The organism is Anaerotruncus massiliensis (ex Togo et al. 2026), assembly GCF_030825285.1.
Taxonomy (GTDB): Bacteria; Bacillota; Clostridia; order Oscillospirales; family Ruminococcaceae; genus Anaerotruncus; species Anaerotruncus massiliensis.
Window position 1 is genome coordinate 1 of record NZ_JAPJQF010000053.1, and the last position, 17,894, is coordinate 17,894.

Below are 17,894 nucleotides of genomic sequence, written 5' to 3' on the forward strand. Positions count from 1 at the left end.
GCGCGGTCCAGTGCGGCTTCTGCACCCCCGGTATGGTCATGAGCGCCAAGGGCCTCCTCGACGCCGTGCCCGACCCGACCCGCGCGCAGGTCAAGGAGGCGCTCAAAAACAACATCTGCCGCTGCACCGGCTACAAAAAGATCGAGGAGGCGGTGCTGCTGGCCGCGAAGCTCCTCCGTGAGGGTACCTCCGCCCCCGCCTGCACCTTCACCGGCAGGGTGGGCGAAAACCTGCCCCGCGTCGACGCGCCCGCCAAGACGGTGGGCGACGCGGAATATGTCGACGACATGCGCGTCGAGGGGCTCTGCTTCGGCAGCGCCGTGCGCAGCGCCTATCCACGCGCGCGGGTCCTCTCGATCGACGCGTCCGAGGCGCGGGCGCTGCCCGGCGTCGTCGCCCTGCTCACCGCCGACGACCTGCCCGGGAACCCCAAGGTCGGCCATCTCAAGAAGGATTACGACGTGCTCATCCCCGTCGGCGGGATCACCCACTTCCTCGGGGACGCGGTCGCGCTCGTCGCGGCCGAGGACCGTGAGACGCTCGAACGGGCGAAGGCCCTCGTCAGGGTGGAATACGAGGAGCTGCCCGGCGTCTTCTCCCCCGCCGAGGCGATGGCCCCCGGCGCGCCGCTCGTGCATGAGGAGACCCCCGGCAACCTGCTCGCCCACGAGCACCTGGTGCGCGGAAACGCCGACGAGGCGATCCGCCGCTCCAAATATGTGGTGACCACCCATTATTCCACCCCGCCGACCGAGCACGCCTTCCTCGAGACCGAGACGGCGCTCGCGATGCCCGACGGGGACGGGGTCGTTATCTATTCGGCGGACCAGGGCATCTACCAGACCAAGAAGGAGTGCGCCGAGGCGACCGGCCTGCCGCCCGAAAAGGTGCGGGTCGTCGCCAGGATGGTGGGCGGCGGCTTCGGCGGCAAGGAGGACATGAGCGTCCAGCATCACGCCGCCCTGCTCGCGCTGGCGGCCAAGCGCCCCGTCAAGGTCGCGCTGACCCGGAAGGAGAGCATCCTCATCCATCCCAAACGGCACGCCTTTGAGATGGAGTTCACGACCGCCTGCGACGAAAACGGTTATCTCACCGCGATGAAGGCGACGCTTATTTCCGACACGGGCGCCTACGCCTCGCTGGGCGGGCCGGTGCTCCAGCGCGCCTGCACCCACGCGGCGGGCCCCTATAACTACCAGGACATTGAGATTGACGGCAAGGCCTACTACACCAATAACCCCCCCGCGGGCGCCTTCCGCGGCTTCGGCGTGACGCAGAGCTGCTTTGCCACCGAGTGCAACCTCAACCTGCTCGCCGAAAAGGTGGGCATCTCCCCGTGGGAGATCCGCTACCGCAACGCCATCCGGCCCGGGCAGGTGCTCCCCAACGGCCAGATCGCCGACGAGACGACCGCCGCCGTCGAGACGCTGATGGCTGTGAAGCCCTACTACGACGCGCACCCCAGGGCGGGCATCGCCTGCGCGATCAAGAACAGCGGCCTCGGCGTGGGCATCCCCGACACGGGGCGCTGCCGCCTGCTCGTAAGGGACGGCCGGGTGCAGATCCACACCTCCGCCGCCTGCATCGGGCAGGGCATGGGCACCGTCGTCACCCAGATCGTCTGCGACGTGACCGGGCTCCCCCTCGAGCGGGTGGCCTACCAGACCCCCGACACCGCCCTCGCGCCCGACGCCGGCAACACGACCGCCTCCCGCCAGACCCTCTTCACCGGAGAGGCCGCGCGGCAGGCCGCGCTCCAACTGAAAGCCGCGCTCGCGGATTCCTCCCTCGGCGCGCTCGAGGGCCGGGAATTTTCCGCGGAATACCTCGGCGTGACCGATAAGCTGGGCTCCGACAAGCCCAACCCCGTCAGCCACGTCGCCTACGGCTACGCGACCCATCTCGTCGACCTCGCCGAGAACGGCCGCATCCGCAAGGTGATCGCCGCGCACGACGTCGGCCAGGCGATCAACCCGGTGAGCGTCGAGGGGCAGATCGAGGGCGGCGTGGTCATGAGCCTCGGCTACGCGCTCACCGAGGACTACCCGCTCGACCACGGCAGGCCCACCGCCAAGTTCGGCACCCTCGGGCTCTTCAAGGCGACCGACACCCCCGACGTCGAGGCGGTCATCGTCGAGGGGCCCGCCAAATCCGAGCTCGCACGCGGCGCCAAGGGCATCGGCGAGATCGCTTCGATCCCGACCGCGCCCGCCGTCCAGCTCGCCTATTACAACTTCGACGGCAAATTCCGCACCCGGCTCCCGCTCGAGGACACCCCCTACAGCCGCAAAAAATAAAACGCGCCGCAGGGCGCGGGAAGGCCCCGCCCCGCCCGGCTCTGCCGGGCGGAAGCCGCCGCAGGCGGCTTTGCGAAACAACGAAGTTGTTTCGCAGGCGGGGCCGTGGTATACTGTCAGCAGAGAGGCCGGCAAAAACGCCGGCGGCAGAAGGAGGGCGCGATATGGGCGACGCGCGGAAACTGGCGTGCATCTTCCTGGCCTCGGGCCGTTCGACGCGTTTTCGCGACAACAAGCTGCTCGCCGATTTCGGCGGCCGCCCGATGGCCGACGTGGTGCTCGGCAACTTTCCCGGCGAGCTGTTCCAGCAGGTAATCGTCGTCACCCGCTACCCGCAGGTGGCGGTGTCCGCCGCGCTGCTCGGCTATTCGGTGGTGGAAAACGACGACACGACGGGCGACATGGCGGTCACCATCCGCAAGGGGCTTGCGGCGGTCGACCCCGAAGCCGTCGGCTGCATGTTTTCGGTCTGCGACCAGCCGCTGCTCACCGCGCGGAGCATCGGGGCGCTGCGCGCCGAATTTTTGGCGCACCCCGGCTCGATCGCCGCGCTCGGCCACCGGGGCAAGCGCGGCAACCCGGTCTTTTTCCCGCGCGCCCTCTTCGGCGAGCTGGCGGCGCTGCCGCCGGGCAAATCGGGCGGCGCGGTGATCGCCGCGCACCCGGAGCTGCTGCGCGTCGTCGAGGCGGCCAACCGCCGCGAGCTGCTCGACGTGGACTACCGGGGCGACCTCGATGCGATCGCAAAGATGGAACCGTAACGGATAAAAAAGGAGGAGGCCCCCGGCCGGGGGCCTCCTCCTTTTTTATGTGTCATCAATAGTATTCGCTCACGCCGCGCGCGACAAAGGTTCCCAGCCCCTCTTTGACCGGCTCTCCGTTTTCCGCCGCGAGCTCGCCGCGCAGGAAAACCGCCTTCGCGCGGCCCCGCGCCGCCATCCCCTCGTAGGGGGTGTAGTCGCAGTTTTGGTGCTGGGTCTCGGCGGAGATCGTCCAGCGGGCGGCGGGGTCCCACACCACGATGTCCGCGTCGCCGCCCACCGAGATCGCCCCCTTGCGCGGGTACATGCCGAAGAGCCGCGCCGTGTGCTCCGAAAGCAGCGCCGCCATCTGGTTTTCCGTCATCCGCCCGGCGGCGACCCCCGCCGTATAGACCGCCGCAGGCCGGTGCTCGATGCCGGGCAGGCCGTTGGGGATTTTGCTGAAATCGTCCCGGCCCAAATCCTTCTGGCCCGCGAGGTTATAGCTGCAATGGTCGGTGGAGATCGAGTCGATCTCGCCGTTTCGGATCGCCTCCCACAGCGCCGCCTGGTCATCGAGGCTTCTGAGCGGCGGCGAGCAGACGTATTTCGCCCCCTTGAAGCCGGGCGCGTCATACCGGCTCCCGTCGAGGACGAGGTACTGCGGGCAGGTCTCGAGGTAGACCTTCTGTCCGCGCGCGCGGGCGCGCCGCGCCTCCTCGAGCCCCGCGCGGGTGCTCAGGTGGACGATGTGGACCGGCACCCCCGCCGCCCCGGCGATGTAGCAGTAACGCGCGACCGCCTCCGCCTCGACATAGTCGGGCCGGGAAAGGGCGTGATACCGCGGCCCGAGCTTTCCCGCCGCGCGGAGCTCGGCGACCTTCTCGTTGACGAGGTCGCCGTTTTCGCAGTGGGTCCCGATAATCCCGTGCGCCTGCCCGACCCTCTTCAGGATTTCGTAGAGCTCGGCGTCGGTGACGCGCAGGTTGTCGTAGGCGAGGTAGAGCTTGAAGGAGGTCACGCCCGCCTTCACCATCTCCCCGATCTCCTCCGCCACCGCAGGGTTCCAGTCGGTGATCGCCATGTGAAAGGCGTAGTCGCAGGAGGATTTGCCATCCGCCTTTTTGTGCCACGCCTCGAGCGCGCGGGCAAGGGTGCCCCCCTTGTCCTGCGTCGCGAAGTCGACGACCGTCGTCGTGCCGCCGCAGACCGCCGCCCGCGTGCCGGTGGCGAAATCGTCCGCCGTCGCGGTGACGCCGTTATCCATGTCGAGATGGGTGTGCGCGTCGATGAAGCCGGGAAAGACGAGGCAGCCCGCCGCGTCGTAGGTTTCGCACCCGTCGGCGGGCAGGCCCGGCCCGACGGCGGCGATCTTTCCATCCCGCACGAGGACGTCCGCCGCGAAGGTGTGTTCGGGCGTCACCACCCGGCCGTTTTGAATGAGCAGTGCCATATGAAAGCCTCCTGTTGAAAAGCGTTCAAGGGGCGGGGCCGCGCCCCGCCCCTCTTTGAGGGTCGTTTTTATACCGTCGTGACCGTCTGGCGGCCGAAGAGGTAGCGGTAGCCCTCCCACACCGCCGTGATCAGCTGGCGGATCTCGTCGGGAAGGCCGCAGCCCTCCTCGCCCACCGCGTAATCCGCGACCTGCCCGTCGAGGCGCACGCGGTAGAGCTGGCGTTCGGCGTCAAGCAGGAGGAAGCCCTCGTTCCCGCTGTCCGCGAAGTCCGCCTCGCTCCAGAAGAGGGTGAACTTATCCTTGTAGGGCGCGCTGTCGTAGGGGCAGAAGGTCGCGCAGTTGCCGCACTCGTTGCACATGCCGTCGACGTGCACGATCTGGCGCATCCGCCGTCCGGGCACCCGGATGGCGAGGTTCGCGCGGTTGGGGCAGACGTCCGCGCAGCACTCGCAGACGGTGGCGCACTCGAGGCAGCGCTGGGACTCGGTGCAGGACGCGCAGTCGGTGCAGAGGGTCCCCTTCTTTGCGAGCGCGCGGCCGTAGTCTGGGCTCGCGTTGGTAGCGGTATAGGTTTCGACCGTGACGCCCGCGATCGCCTTCGCCGCCTTCGTCGCGTCGGCGATCGCCTCGACGACGGTGGCGGGCCCGCGGTTCGCGTCGCCCACGACATAGACGTGGGGAACGCCCGTCTCAAGCGTGTCGGGGTCGACGACCGCGCGGCCGCGCGAATCCACCGCGACGCCGCAGCGCTCATAGAGCGCGGTGTCCACCCGCTCGCCGACGGCCGCGATCACCGTGTCGGCCGGCACCTCCGCCGTCTCGCCGGTCGGGACGGGGCTGCGGCGGCCGGACGCGTCGGGCGCGCCGAGGACCATCTTTTCGCACTTGAGCACGCCGTCCCGGACGCCGACCGGGGCGAGCAGCTCGCAGAACTCGACGCCGTCCGAAAGGGCGAGCGCGAGCTCCTCCTCGTCGGCGGGCATGTAACGGCGGCTGCGGCGGTAGACGAGCCGCACCTTCTTGACGCCCGGCGCGCGCACGGCGGCGCGGGCCGCATCCATGGCGGTGTTGCCGCCGCCGATCACGACGACGTTCTCCCCAAGCGAAAGGCCGTCGGGATCGCTCTTGCACCGCTCGAGGAATTCAATGACGTTCATCGCCCCGCCATATTCGAGCGGAAGCTTCCCCGGCTTCCACGCGCCGGTCGCGAGGATGACGTCGGTGTAGCCCCGGTCCAGCAGCTCCTGCGCCGAACCGATCTCCGCGCCGAGCTCGAACTGCGCGCCCACGGCGCGCGCGAGCGCGGCGTCCTTTTCGATGGCGGAGGTCGGGATGCGGAAGGCGGGGATGACGTGGCGCACGATGCCGCCGAGCTGCCGTTTGCGCTCGAAGACGGTGACGGGCACGCCCGCTCTGGCGAGGAAATAGGCCGCCGAGATCCCGGCCGGGCCGCCGCCCACGACCGCGACCTTTTTGCCCTTCGCGGGTGCGGCCGGGCGCAGCTCCTTCAGCAGTTCGTCATAGGCGTTTTGAGCCGCCTCGAGCTTGACCTCGCGGATGTGGACCGAATCCTCGTAGAAGTTGCGCGTGCACTTGTCCATGCAGCGGTGGGAGCAGATGGTGCCGGTGATGAAGGGCAGGGGATTGCGCTCGGTGATGACCCGCAGCGCGTCGAGGTGCCTGCCCTCCCCCGCGAGGCGCAGGTAGGCGGGGATATCCTGCTCGATCGGGCAGCCGGCACGGCAGGGCGCGGCGAAGCAGTCGACGAGCGGGACGTGTTTTTTCATCTTGCGGGAAGGCAGGGGTTTGATCGGCTTGCGGTAGTAGGGGTCGCCCATCGCGTCCTCCACATACTCGCTCACCTTTGCGGTGTTGACCCCCGCGAAGGGCTGGTCCCCGCAGCCGCGCAGCCGCTCGGCGATCTGGGCGAACCGCTGGTAGCCGCCCGGCTTTAAGAGGGTGGTGGCCATCGTGATCGGCCAGATGCCCGCCGCGAAGAGCTTTTCGACGTTGGTGATGTCCGCGCCGCCCGAATAGGAGATGCGCAGCTTTCCGTCAAACGCCTTGGAGAGCATCTTGGCCACCGAGACGGTCAGCGGAAAGAGGCTCCGCCCGGACATGTACATCTCATTGCCGGGCAATTCCCCCGCCGCGATGTCGACCGGGAAGGTGTTGGTCAGCTTGACGCCGAACGCCAGCCCCCGCCCGTCGGCGAGCGCCTGCAGCCGCCCGATCATCGGGACCGCGTCCTCGAACTGCAGGTCCTCCTTGAAGTGGTGGTCGTCGAAGGCGATATAGTCGAACCCGAGCGCGTCGAGCGTCTCGCGCGCGTACTCGTAGCCGAGCAGGGTCGGGTTGCACTTGATGAAGGTGTTGAGCCCCTTCTCGGTCAGCAGGTAGGTCGCGATCCGCTCGATCTCCTGCGGCGGGCAGCCGTGCAGGGTCGAGAGGGTGATCGAGGTGCACACCCTGGGGGAGATCTCTTCGACATAGCGGGCGTCGAGCTTTTGGAAGCGGCCGAGGTGCTCGAGCGCCCACGCCCGGCACTCCGCCCAGACGGGGGTGTTTTCCGCGTTTTTGAGCCCCTCGATGAAGGCGTCGATCTTGGGGGATTTGATCCCCTCGAGGTCGTAGCCGACGCTCATGTTGAAGATGAAGCCGTCCGGGCTGCCGAGCCCCCACTCGCGGGAGAGGAGCTTGAGCGCGAACCACGCCTTGACGTACTCGTCGTACGCCTCGGGCACCCGCAGCTCGGTCGACCACTCGACGTTGTAGCACTCGTCCTGTGCGTTGATGCAGGGCTTTGCGACCGGCAGGTCCTCGCCGTCGAGGGTCTGCACCGTCTTGAGCTCAAAGAACCGGCTGCCCGCCGCGTAGGCGGCGATCAGGTTCTGGGCGAGCTGGGTGTGCGGGCCGGCCGCGGGGCCGAAGGGGGCCTCCATCCGCTCGCCGAAAAGGGGCAGCCGCGGTTCGTCCTCCGCGTGGCGGACGAGCTTCGAGACGCCGAAGATGCTCCCGTAAGTCTGGTATTCCCCGATGATCCAGTCCATCAACTGGCCGAATGGGATCGGCCGCATGCGATCGCTCATAAAAGATTCCTCCTGTTATCCGGGTTTCCCCGCCCGGCTTGTTCTGCTCGTTTACCGCGCGTTGATGCGCGCCCACATCTTTTCCGCCTGCTCGCGGGACTTTGCCAGGACCTCCCGCTCGTCGATGCCGACGAGTTCCCGGTCCTTCATGCGCACCTTCCCGTCGATGACCGTCGTGACCGTCTGGCGGCCGCTCATGCCGAAGAGGGTGTGGCCGTTCACGTTGTCCGCCGAAAGCGGGGTGAGCGGGTCGTAGTCGGTGACGATGATGTCCGCCGCCGCGCCGGGCTCGAGGGCGCCGAGCTTCTTTTCAAAGAACCGCGCGCCGATCGCCGGGTTCCCCTCGAAGAGCATGTAGGGCACCTCCGACCAGGCCGCGGTCGGGTCGCAGAGGTTGTGCTTATGCAGGCAGTTGGCCGCCTTCATCGACTCGTACATGTCGTTGGTGTAGCCGTCGGTGCCGAGCCCCACGGTCAGCCCCCGGTGGATCATCTCCATCGTCGGCGGGCAGCCCACCGCGTTGCCCATGTTGCTCTCGGGGTTATGTACCACCATAGTGTTCGTCTCCTTGAGGATGTCCATCTCGGTGCCGTTCACATGGATGCAGTGGCCGGTGATCGTCTTTTCCCCGAGGATGTCGTTGTCGAAGAGGCGGTTAATGACCCGTTTGCCATATTTTTTGAGGGAGTCGTACACGTCGGTCATCCCCTCGGCCACATGGATGTGGAAGCCCGCGTCCGCGGGGGTGTTCTCCCGGCAGAGGGCGAGCGTCGCGTCCGAGAGGGTGAAGGAGGCGTGCAGGCCCATCATGCCCTTGACCATGTCGGTCTTGTCCTTTTTGCAGAAGGCGATGAAATCGGCGTTCTCCTTCACGGCCTGGCGCATCTTTTCCGCGCCGTCGCGGTCGGACACCTCGTAGCACAGGCAGGTGCGCACCCCCGTCTCCTTCGCCGCGTCCGCGATCGCAAAGAGGCTCCCCGGGATCTCGCCGTAGCTCGCGTGGTGGTCGAACACGGTTGTGACCCCGTTTTTGATGCAGTCGATATAGGTGGTCAGCGCGCTCATGCGGGTGTCCCCGAGGAGCAGGTTGCGGTCGATCGTCCACCACATGCCGTCGAGGATGTCGAGGAAGTTCTGCGGGTTGTAGCCGTTGATCGCGATGCCGCGCGAATAGGCGCTGTAGATGTGGTTGTGGGCGTTGATGAGCCCCGGAAGGATCATGCCGCCGCGCGCGTCGATAAACTCCGCCCCGGGATAGCGTTTTTTCAGTTCCTCCGTCGTCCCGACCGCCGCGATCACATTCCCGTCGGCCGCCACGCAGCCGTTTTCGATCAGGCGGTTGTGCGCCCCGCGGGTGATCAGCCGTCCGTTTCCGATCAGTAACATGTTTTTTTCCTCCTTCATCATGCGGTAAGCTTGTGGAAAAGCGCATAACAGCCAAAAAAGGCGTCCATCCTGTGGATGAACACCCTTCCCCGTCCGGCCCCGCAGGCATGCCGCGCATGGGACCTCCCCGGTGGGGTGATCATCCAGCCCGTGCGCGAAGCACTCCGTTGCAGCCACGAATCCGATAAACTTGTCGCTTTATACAAAAGAATTTATTGGAATTGTACAGAATTTTCCGTCCTTCGTCTTTGGTTTTAGTTTACCATGAACGGGCCCAAAATGCAATAGTTCCTGCGTGTTTTCTCAAAAAAAATTTTTAGCCTGCAAAGTTTTTGTTGCAAATTGCCGGGAACGTGCTATGATGGAATCAGACCAGTTTCGACAAAGGAGCTACCGCCATGCTGAACGCCACCACGCTGGCCTTCCTGCGCCAGCTCGCCCGGGGGATTGCCGAGCAGTTCGGGCCGAACTGTGAAGTCGTCGTGCACGACCTTTCGGACAACAGCGTCGACCACACCGTCGTCGCGATCGAAAACGGGCACGTCACCCACCGCAAGCTCGGCGACGGCCCCTCCCACATCGTGCTCGAGGCGCTGCACGGCGACCGCAGCGCCCTCCACGACCAGATCGGCTACCTCACCAAGACGAAGGACGGCCGCATCCTCAAGTCGAGCACCATCTACATCCGCGACGAGAACGGCGACGCGGTGGGCATCTTTTCGATCAATTTCGACATCACCGGCCTGCTCATGGTGGAGAGCGCCCTTAAGCCCATCGTCTCCACCGCCGCGCCCGAAAAGGAGCCCGAGCGCATCTCCCAGAACGTCAACGAGCTGCTCGACGAGCTGATCTCCCAGAGCGTCCGCCTCGTCGGCAAGCCGGTCGCCCTCATGACCAAGGACGACAAGGTCAAGGCCATCCAGTTTTTGAATGACACCGGCGCCTTCCTCATCACCAAGAGCGGCGACAAGGTGTCGAAGTACTTCGGCATCTCCAAGTACACCCTCTACAGCTACATCGACGCGAAGGCGTAGCCCGCCGCGCGAAACAGAGGCCCGCTCCTGTGGAGCGGGCCTCTGTCTATTTCTTGATCATATTCAGGTAGCGGTAGATCGTCGGGACCGACACGCCGAGGCTTTCCGCCACGCAGCCGATCGCGCCTTTGACGAGGAAGGTCCCCAGGTCGCTGAGTCCCTCGATCACCTCGAGCTTCTCCTTCTGGCTCATGCGCCCCACCTGCTCCTCGTACCCCGGGCAGACCCGGTGCAGGTTCGCCTGCACCAGCTCGCGCACGTTCATGTTGAAGCTCTCGGTGATCGGCAGGTTGGCCCGCAGGCCCAGCTCCCCGATCAGCGCCCCCAGCTTGTCGTGCGCCTCGAGCAGCTCGTGGTAGTCGGTGTTGATGCAGAGCAGCCCCACCAGCTTGCCCGTCTCGTCCTTGATGAAAAAGGTGGACGATTTGAGCCGGTGCCCGTTTTTCACGATTCCCTGGTAGTTGGCCATATGGGACTGCTGCTCGAACGCCGCCGACTTGAGCACGTTGAGGGTCAGGTCGGTCACGGGCGAGCCGATCTGGCGGCCGCTGATATGCCCGTTGCGGATCGCGACCACCGACTCGTGCCAGTCGGTCAGGTCGTGCAGCACGACCTCCGTGTTCTCCCCCATGCAGTCGGCCAGAAAGTCGACCAGCGGCAGATATGCGGTGAGAGTCTTGTTCAAAGGCATCCGCTCCTTTTGAAAACCGTTATTTACCCGCTGCCCGGTCCTTGGGCAGGATGAGGTTCAGCAGAATGGCGATCAGCGTGGAAATGACCACCGAAGAGCCGCCGAATACGGTTCCGACCCACTCGGGGAAGCCCGCGAGGCTTCCGGACACCTGCGTCACGCCCACGCCGAGCGCGACCGCGATGCCGACGATGCTGACATTGCGGGGGGTAAGCCCGGCGGAGGAGATCATGCGGATGCCGGTCATCGTGATGGTGGCGAAGACCGAGATGGTCGCGCCGCCGATGACGCACTGCGGGATGGTGGTGAGCAGGGCGGAGAACTTGGGGACGAAGCCGGCGATCAGCAGCACGACGGCGGCGAAGCCGAAGACGACCCGGTTGACGACCCGGTTGACGGTGACGATACCCACGTTCTGGCTGTAGGACGCGGTGGGCAGGCCGCCGAAGAAGGCGCCCACGACGCTCGCGGCGCCCTGGCAGACGATACCGCCCGAAAGCTCCCTGTCGGTCGGCTCGCGGTCGAGTCCGCCCAGCGTGGTCGAGGTGAGGTCCCCGATCGTCTGGACCGAGTTGACGATGTACATGACCGCCATCGACACGCAGGCCGCCGGGACGAATTTGATCCCGAACTTGAAGGGCACGGGCACCGCGACGATCCCCGCGGCTCCCACCGAGGAGAAATCGACCATGCCGAAGCAGAGCGCCACGAGATAGCCAACGATGATCCCCATCAGGATGGACGCCAGCTTGGTGACGCCCTTGGTGAAGTTGTTGCAGAAGATGACGACCGCCAGCGTGATGACGGCGACCAGCCAGTTCTGCCAGGAACCGAAGTCGGCGGCGCCCGCGCCGCCCGCCATGTATTTGACGGCGGTCGGATAGAGGGAGAGGCCGATCGTAAAGATCACCGTGCCGGTGACCATGGGCGGAAAGAAGGCCCGCAGCTGCTTGACGAAAATGCCGAAGAGGATCGCGACGCAGCCGCCCACGATCTGCGCGCCCAGGATGACGCCGAGGTCGTGGTAGCCGTTGGCGAGCGCGAGCAGCGTCGGGACATAGGCGAAGCTGACGCCCATGACGACCGGCAGCTTCGCGCCGACGCGCCACAGCCCGAACACCTGCACGAGCGTCGCGATGGCCGTAATGAGCAGCGACACCTGGATGAGCAGCGTCTTGTCCGCCACCTCCAGCCCCACGGCGTTGGAGACGAGGATCGCGGGGGTGATGACGCCGACGATCGCGGCGACCACATGCTGCAGGCCGAGCGGGACGACCTGTTTCATCGGCGGCACGCCGGACATCTCGAATACGGAACCTGCGGGAGCTTTCATTTCATTCATCACAACACGCCCTAACAAATATTTTTTTGTGCTAATATTTTTTTGTCTTCCCGCTATCCACTATAACGCAAAACGCGGGCGGTTGCAATCATTTTATCGGATGTTGATAAAAAAATATCAACGTCGATTTTGGGTACTTTTTCTATAAGTCATACTAATGCGGCGTCTTTATTTGACGGCGACCGCTTCGATCTCAAACGCCGCGCCCTTGGGCAGCGCCGCGACCTGCACGCAGGAGCGCGCCGGGGCCTCTCCCGTGAAATACTGCGCGTAAATCGCGTTGATCGCCGCGAAATCCCCCATGTCCGAGAGGAAAACCGTCGTCTTGGTGACGTCCTGAAAGTCCATTCCCGCCGTCTCGAGCACCGCCCTGAGGTTTTCCAGCGCCTGCTTCGCCTGCGCTTCCACCCCGGCCGCAAGCTCTCCGCTCACCGGGTCGAGCCCCAGCTGTCCGGAGGTGTAGAGGGTGTTGCCCGCCAGCACGGCATGGGAATAGGGTCCTACCGCCGCGGGCGCGTTCTTTGCAGAAATCATTTTGTTCATATTGACTGCCTCCTATGGTTGGTTGTTGTCTTTATTATACCAGACCCCGCCGCAAAATGATAGTTTTTTATTATCATTTTTCAGAAATTTAACAAAATTTTCTTACCTTTGGGGACTCCGGGGGACTTTGAAAAGTCCCCCGGACCCCGAAACGTTTGATACAGGTGATCCTACGCCCACAACCATCCGCCGCCGTCCGTGAGGAGGGATAAAAAAGCCGTGCGGGAACGGCGAAACATCCCCCGGACCACGAAACGTTTGATGCAGGTGATCCTACGCCCACAACCATCCGCCGCCCATGGAAAGGGACGGCAATTTTCGCCGCGTCTCCCCGTCGGAGTCCCGAGGAAACGCGGGAGGCGGCCGCCCAAAAGGACGGCCGCCGCCTTATCTCGACTTCTCCGCAGAGCAAGCGATCCGCGGTAAAATCACCCGTTCAGGCCGTGCTCCCCGAAAGCATCCCGCAGGAGCAGGATGCTTTCGGGCGCGACCGAAAGGTATTCCGCATCCCCCTCTCCGGCAAGCTGCTTGCTGAATTTCCACCAGAGCGCCTCCCCCTCCCCGCCGTCGGCGTTCCGGAAGAGGATGTACCACTCGAAGGGGCTTTCCACCCGTTCGCACACCTCGACGCGCATGGTATTTTCCGCGCCCGGCCGCACGGGATGGAAATCATGCGCGCGGATGCCCACATAGGCGAGGTCATCGGGGACGGGCGGAACGACCTTAAACCGCACGCCCCAGCCGGGGACCTCGACGAGATCCTCTCCGATTTTCCGGGCCGGGCAGAGGTTTTTGCAGCCGGTCAGACGGGCCGCCGTCAGCGTGCCTGGGTTTCGGAAGAGCTCGTGCGTGTCCCCCTCCGAAACGGGCCGGCCGTGCTCCATAATGAGCAGCCGCCCGCAGAGGCGGTACGCCTCGTCCCGGCTGTGGGTCACCATCACCGCGTCCCCCGCGTAGCCGCGCAGCAGTTCGAGCAGCTCGAGCTGGAGCTTCTCCTTGAGGTGCGCGTCCAGCGCCGAAAAGGGCTCGTCGAGCAGCAGGGCCTCGGGCTCGTAGGCGAGGATGCGCGCGAGCGCGACCCGCTGCTGCTGGCCGCCCGAAAGCTGCCCGGGATACCGCTTCTCCAGCCCTTCCAGCCGGAACCGCCCAACCAGCGAGGCGATCGTCCCGGCGCGTTTTTTCCGGTCCTTCTCCCGCCCGAGGGCGCAGGCGATATTCTCCTCCACCGTCATGTGCGGAAAAAGGGCGTAGCTCTGGAAGAGATAGCCCACCCGCCGTTGCTGGGGCGGCAGGTTGATCCCCGCCGCCGAGTCGAAGAGCACCCGTCCGTTGAGGACGATGCGCCCCTCGTCGGGGGTTTCCACCCCCGCGATGCAGCGCAGGGTCATGCTTTTGCCGCACCCCGACGCGCCGAGGATGCCGAGCACCCCGTCCGACGTGGTGAACGCCGTCTCGAGCGAAAAGTCGCGCAGCGTGCGCCTGATCCGCACTTCGAGGCTCATCTCTTCGCCCCCTTCCGCCTGTAGCGGCTCTCCCGGGAGGCGAACCAGTTCATGCTGATGACGGCGAGCAGGGAAATCATCACGATGATCGCCACGTAGTCGTAAGCGCCCGCCATGTCCCCCGCCGCGACGGCGGAGTAGATCGCGAGCGGCAGCGTGCGGGTCTTGCCCGCGATGTTGCCCGCGATCATGGCGGTCGCGCCGAATTCGCCCAGCCCGCGCGCGAACGCGAGGACGCCGCCGCTGGCCACGCCGGGCGCCGCCAGCGGCATGACGACCCGCCAGAAGATCGCGCGCTCGGACATGCCGATCGTGCGCGCCACGCAGACGAGGTCCTGGTCGACCTGTTCAAACGCGCCCCGCGCCGACCGGTACATGAGCGGGAAGGAGACGGCCACTGCCGCAAGCACCGTCGCGCCCCATGAGAAGGCGATCTTCACGCTGAAATATTCGATGAAGAACCGGCCGATCGGGCGTTTGACGCCGAAGATGTAGAGCAGGAAAAAACCCGCCACGGTGGGCGGAAGCACGAGCGGCAGGGTCAGGATCCCGTCGAGCACCATTTTCAGACGTTCCCGCCGCATCCCGGCAACCAGCCGGGCGGCGAACACGCCGAGGAAAAAGGTGATGAAGATCGAGAGCGCCGCCGTCTTCATGGATATCAGGATGGGGGATAAATCCAATGCCGTCCCTCCCCGCCGCGCCGGACCCGGGGTCCGGCGCGGGATTTATGATTTCGGATTATTTGTTGGGGGTGAAGCCGTACTCCTCAAAGACGGCCAGCGCCTCGTCGCTCTGGAGGAACTCGACGAAGAGCCGCGCGGCGTCCTTGTGCTGCGAGGCGGACACGATGCCGACCGGGTAGACGACCTTCTTTTCCAGGCTGCCCTCCGGCGCCTCGGCCACGACCTGCACCTTGGCTGTCGTCGCCGCGTCGGTCGCGTAGACGACGCCCACGTCGGCGCTGCCCTCCGCCACCCAGTTGAGCACCTCGGTCACGTTGGTGCCCAGGCTCGCCTTGGCGGACACCGCGTCCCAGATGCCCAGATTTGTGAACGCCTCCTTGGAGTACTGGCCCACGGGGACGCTCTCGGGATCGCCCACGGCGATCGTCGCCGCGTCGGTCACCGTCTCAAAGCTCTTCGCGGCGGGCTCGGAACCGGCCGGCGCGATCAGCACGATCTTGTTCTCCAGCAAATCGACGATTGAATCCGCGTCGACAAGCGACTCGTCCTTGAGCGCGTTCATCTGCTTGGTCGCCGCGGACATGAAGACGTCCGCCTCAAGCCCCTCCTCGATCTGGGTCTGCAGCTTACCCGAGCTGTCGTAGGTGCCCTCCACCGTGATCCACGGATATTTCTCGGTGAACATCGGGATCAGCTTGTCCTTATAGGAATACTCCAGGCTCGCGGCGGCCGCCACAAGGATGGTCACCGGCTCCCCGGAAGCCGCGGGCTCTTCGGCGGGTTCGCTCTCGGGCGCGGGGGCGGGCTCCGCGGGCTCGGCGGGCGCGGCTTCCTGCGCGGGCTCCGCAGGGGCCGGCGCGGGTTCGGACGCGCCGCATCCTGCGACGGTAAAGAGCATCAGGGCCGCGAGCAGTACGCTGAAGAATTTTTTCATGGTTGCTGTCCTCCTAAAGCTATTGTCTATTTCCTTGCGCACTCCCCGGCGCGGCCGGTGAGAATTTCCAAGCCGTGCCCGAGTGCGGGGATCACGTATTCCAGGTTCTCCCGGACCGCCTTGGGACTGCCGGGGAGGTTGACGATCAGCGTGCCTCCCCGGATAACCGCGACGGCGCGGGAGAGCATCGCGCGCTTCGTTATGTTTAAGCTCGAATAACGCATCGCCTCCGCGATGCCGGGGGCGAGCCGTTCGGCCACGTCGAGCGTGGCCTCCGGCGTGCAGTCGCGGGGGGAAAAACCCGTCCCGCCCGTGGTGAGCACCAGCTCCGCGACGTTCTCGTCGCACAGCCGCCGCAGCTCGGCGGAAATCTGCTCCCGCTCGTCGGGCAGCAGCGTGTAGGAGACGACCTCGTAGCCGTTTTGCTCGGCGATCTCGCGGATGACCGCGCCGCTCTCGTCCGTCCGCTGTCCGGCGGCGCCCTTATCGGACAGCGTCACAATCGCGACCCTAAACACGGCGCACCTCCATCCGGTCGCCCTCCGAGATCGTTCCGCCGCGGATCACCCGCGCAAAGACCCCCTCGGTCGGCATGATGCATTCGCCCATCTTCTTGAAGATTTCACAGTGGGAGTGGCACTCCTTGCCGATCTGGGTCATCTCGAGCACCACGCCGTTGCATTCGAGCACCGTACCGACCGGCAGGCTGCGAAAGTCGATCCCCTCGACCACGAGGTTCTCCCCGAACGCGCCGTCGCCCACCTCGGCCCCGCGCGCCCGGAACGCCTCGATCTTGTCAAAGGAGAGCAGGCTCACCTGGCGGTGCCAGTCCCCCGCGTGCGCGTCCCCCTCGATGCCCCAGTTTTCCCGGAACTGCGCCGAATGAATATTCGTCTTCTGAATTCCGCGGCGTTCGCTCGTGCACACCGCAATCACCTTTCCCACGATCCTTATCCTCCGATCTGTACCATTTTCCGCTGTTCCACATGCGCCGCCGTCTCCCCGAAGAGATGGTGGGCCGGTTTGCCCCACACCGCCGCGCGGACCGCCTCAGTGAGCGCCGCGTCGTCCGCGCCGCCCCGCAGGAGCCCCCGCAGGTCCGTCCCCTCGTCAAAGTGAAGGCAGAGCTTCAAAAAGCCGGTCGCCGTCAGCCGGACCCGGTTGCAGCCGCCGCAGAACCGGTGGCTCATCGCCGAGATAAATCCGATCTTGCCCGCAAAGCCGGGGATGTCGCAATAGGAAGCGGGACCGTTGCCCCACTCCCCCGGGTACTCCGTCAGCGGCCCGTAGGCGGCGGCCAGCCGCGCGCGGATCTCATCCGCCGGGACGCCCTCGGAGGGGTCCCCCTCCCCGACCGGCATCAGCTCGATGAACCGCACGTCGATCGGGCGGTCCTTGGCAAGCGCCGCGAGCCGCTCCGCCTCGTCGTTCCCCCGGGTGGGCACGCAGTTGAGCTTGACCCGCAGGCCCGCCGCGAGCGCCCGATCGATCGAATCGAGCACCCGCGAAAGCTCCCCCCGCCGGGTGATCCTGTGGAACGCCTCCGGGTCAAGGGTGTCGAGGCTCACGTTGACCGCGTCCAGTCCCGCCGCCGCGAGCTCCTCCGCGTAATCCCCCAGCAGCACGCCGTTGGTCGTCATCGTGACCTGCCGGATGCCGGGGATCGCCTTGATCTCCCTTGCCAGCCCCGCGACGCCCCGCCGCACGAGCGGTTCCCCGCCCGTCAGCTTCACCCTCCAGAAGCCGAGCTTCGCCGCGCACCGGCAGACCCGCAGGATCTCCTCGTAGCTGAGGATCTCCTCGTGCGCGACCGGCTCCACACCCTCCTCGGGCATGCAGTAGACGCACCGCAGGTTGCACCGGTCGGTCACCGAGACGCGCAGATAGTCGATCTCGCGGTTATATTGGTCTTTCATTGGTTCACCACCTTATTTTTGAAGCCAGAGACGCGCTGAGCCAGGATGGATTTTTTCGCGCCCCTTCGAGGCGCTTTGGGGAAGCCGCCTTCGGCGGCGGGGATTGCCGGAACCCCGGCGGCGGTTTTAGATTTGCCGCGCTGCGACGGCCCGCAGGCCTAGTGCCGGAGGCGTGTCCCGCCGACGGCCGCCCGGCGGGGCTTGGGCGGGAATTGCCGCTTTACAAGCGGCAAGAATGACTTGCGCGTTCCGCCGCGCGCCACGGGTTCCTTTTCGGA

The 17,894-nt window shown here is 65.7% G+C and carries 15 protein-coding genes; 3 read left to right on the top strand and 12 right to left on the bottom strand.

Annotation, left to right across the window (positions count from 1 at the left end; genetic code table 11):
* A partial coding sequence (xdh, locus tag RCI06_RS12150; protein WP_306576225.1) for a selenium-dependent xanthine dehydrogenase occupies positions 1-2,297 on the top strand: 2,297 nt, incomplete at its 5' end.
* 164 nt (positions 2,298-2,461) lie between these two features.
* Entirely contained in the window at positions 2,462-3,058 is a 597-nt protein-coding gene (locus RCI06_RS12155) for an NTP transferase domain-containing protein (RefSeq protein ID WP_101551820.1), read from the top strand.
* Positions 3,059-3,113: 55 nt separating this feature from the next.
* On the opposite strand, the gene hydA is transcribed toward RCI06_RS12155, so the two are convergent.
* The 3 genes from hydA to ssnA all read right to left on the bottom strand — a co-directional run bounded on the left by hydA (position 3,114) and on the right by ssnA (position 8,968).
* Positions 3,114-4,490, bottom strand: a complete 1,377-nt coding sequence (hydA, locus tag RCI06_RS12160; RefSeq protein ID WP_306576226.1) for a dihydropyrimidinase — start codon at positions 4,488-4,490, stop codon at positions 3,114-3,116.
* Between the two features lie 68 nt (positions 4,491-4,558).
* Positions 4,559-7,582: a putative selenate reductase subunit YgfK gene (gene ygfK, locus RCI06_RS12165; protein WP_306576227.1), complete on the bottom strand. Its 3,024-nt coding sequence runs from the start codon at positions 7,580-7,582 to the stop codon at positions 4,559-4,561.
* Positions 7,583-7,633: 51 nt separating this feature from the next.
* On the bottom strand, positions 7,634-8,968 hold the full coding sequence (gene ssnA / locus RCI06_RS12170) for a putative aminohydrolase SsnA (RefSeq protein ID WP_101551825.1): 1,335 nt from the start codon (positions 8,966-8,968) through the stop codon (positions 7,634-7,636).
* Positions 8,969-9,366: 398 nt separating this feature from the next.
* Here ssnA and RCI06_RS12175 point away from each other — a divergent pair, with 398 nt between their 5' ends.
* Complete coding sequence (locus tag RCI06_RS12175) at positions 9,367-10,002, top strand: transcriptional regulator (protein WP_101551827.1); 636 nt, start codon at positions 9,367-9,369, stop codon at positions 10,000-10,002.
* Positions 10,003-10,048: 46 nt separating this feature from the next.
* On the opposite strand, the gene RCI06_RS12180 is transcribed toward RCI06_RS12175, so the two are convergent.
* The 9 genes from RCI06_RS12180 to moaA form a co-directional block, all read right to left on the bottom strand.
* A complete protein-coding gene (locus RCI06_RS12180) occupies positions 10,049-10,693 on the bottom strand; it encodes a transcriptional regulator (RefSeq protein WP_242970860.1) in 645 nt (214 codons plus the stop codon).
* Between the two features lie 19 nt (positions 10,694-10,712).
* Positions 10,713-12,035, bottom strand: coding sequence for a uracil-xanthine permease family protein (locus RCI06_RS12185; protein ID WP_306576228.1), 1,323 nt, complete (start codon positions 12,033-12,035; stop codon positions 10,713-10,715).
* A gap of 168 nt (positions 12,036-12,203) precedes the next feature.
* The gene (locus RCI06_RS12190; protein WP_101551832.1) at positions 12,204-12,578 is read right to left on the bottom strand and encodes a RidA family protein; all 375 of its coding nucleotides are present in this window, start codon (positions 12,576-12,578) and stop codon (positions 12,204-12,206) included.
* A 428-nt stretch (positions 12,579-13,006) separates the two neighbouring features.
* On the bottom strand, positions 13,007-14,080 hold the full coding sequence (locus RCI06_RS12195; RefSeq protein ID WP_306576229.1) for a sulfate/molybdate ABC transporter ATP-binding protein: 1,074 nt from the start codon (positions 14,078-14,080) through the stop codon (positions 13,007-13,009).
* Positions 14,077-14,763 (bottom strand): molybdate ABC transporter permease subunit, encoded by a 687-nt coding sequence (gene modB / locus RCI06_RS12200; RefSeq protein WP_306576230.1) that lies wholly within the window; start codon positions 14,761-14,763, stop codon positions 14,077-14,079. Before modB ends, RCI06_RS12195 begins: the two co-directional genes overlap by 4 nt.
* Before the next feature lie 58 nt (positions 14,764-14,821).
* Positions 14,822-15,700 (bottom strand): molybdate ABC transporter substrate-binding protein, encoded by an 879-nt coding sequence (gene modA / locus RCI06_RS12205; RefSeq protein ID WP_306576231.1) that lies wholly within the window; start codon positions 15,698-15,700, stop codon positions 14,822-14,824.
* A gap of 26 nt (positions 15,701-15,726) precedes the next feature.
* Positions 15,727-16,218, bottom strand: coding sequence for a molybdenum cofactor biosynthesis protein B (locus RCI06_RS12210; protein WP_101551838.1), 492 nt, complete (start codon positions 16,216-16,218; stop codon positions 15,727-15,729).
* Positions 16,211-16,645 carry an MOSC domain-containing protein gene (locus tag RCI06_RS12215; RefSeq protein ID WP_101551840.1) on the bottom strand — a complete coding sequence of 145 codons (435 nt, stop codon included), beginning with the start codon at positions 16,643-16,645 and terminating at the stop codon, positions 16,211-16,213. Before RCI06_RS12215 ends, RCI06_RS12210 begins: the two co-directional genes overlap by 8 nt.
* A gap of 5 nt (positions 16,646-16,650) precedes the next feature.
* Positions 16,651-17,616: a GTP 3',8-cyclase MoaA gene (moaA, locus tag RCI06_RS12220; RefSeq protein WP_101551842.1), complete on the bottom strand. Its 966-nt coding sequence runs from the start codon at positions 17,614-17,616 to the stop codon at positions 16,651-16,653.
* Positions 17,617-17,894: the final 278 nt, after the last annotated feature.

Bases quoted from the DNA above. Each gene is read 5' to 3' on its own strand.
- RCI06_RS12190 (WP_101551832.1), bottom strand. From the start codon at position 12,578: ATGAACAAAATGATTTCTGCAAAGAACGCGCCCGCGGCGGTAGGACCC.
- ssnA (WP_101551825.1), bottom strand. From the start codon at position 8,968: ATGTTACTGATCGGAAACGGACGGCTGATCACCCGCGGGGCGCACAAC.
- RCI06_RS12175 (WP_101551827.1), top strand. From the start codon at position 9,367: ATGCTGAACGCCACCACGCTGGCCTTCCTGCGCCAGCTCGCCCGGGGG.
- RCI06_RS12155 (WP_101551820.1), top strand. From the start codon at position 2,462: ATGGGCGACGCGCGGAAACTGGCGTGCATCTTCCTGGCCTCGGGCCGT.
- RCI06_RS12185 (WP_306576228.1), bottom strand. From the start codon at position 12,035: ATGAATGAAATGAAAGCTCCCGCAGGTTCCGTATTCGAGATGTCCGGC.
- modA (WP_306576231.1), bottom strand. From the start codon at position 15,700: ATGAAAAAATTCTTCAGCGTACTGCTCGCGGCCCTGATGCTCTTTACC.
- moaA (WP_101551842.1), bottom strand. From the start codon at position 17,616: ATGAAAGACCAATATAACCGCGAGATCGACTATCTGCGCGTCTCGGTG.
- RCI06_RS12180 (WP_242970860.1), bottom strand. From the start codon at position 10,693: ATGCCTTTGAACAAGACTCTCACCGCATATCTGCCGCTGGTCGACTTT.
- hydA (WP_306576226.1), bottom strand. From the start codon at position 4,490: ATGGCACTGCTCATTCAAAACGGCCGGGTGGTGACGCCCGAACACACC.
- ygfK (WP_306576227.1), bottom strand. From the start codon at position 7,582: ATGAGCGATCGCATGCGGCCGATCCCATTCGGCCAGTTGATGGACTGG.
- RCI06_RS12195 (WP_306576229.1), bottom strand. From the start codon at position 14,080: ATGAGCCTCGAAGTGCGGATCAGGCGCACGCTGCGCGACTTTTCGCTC.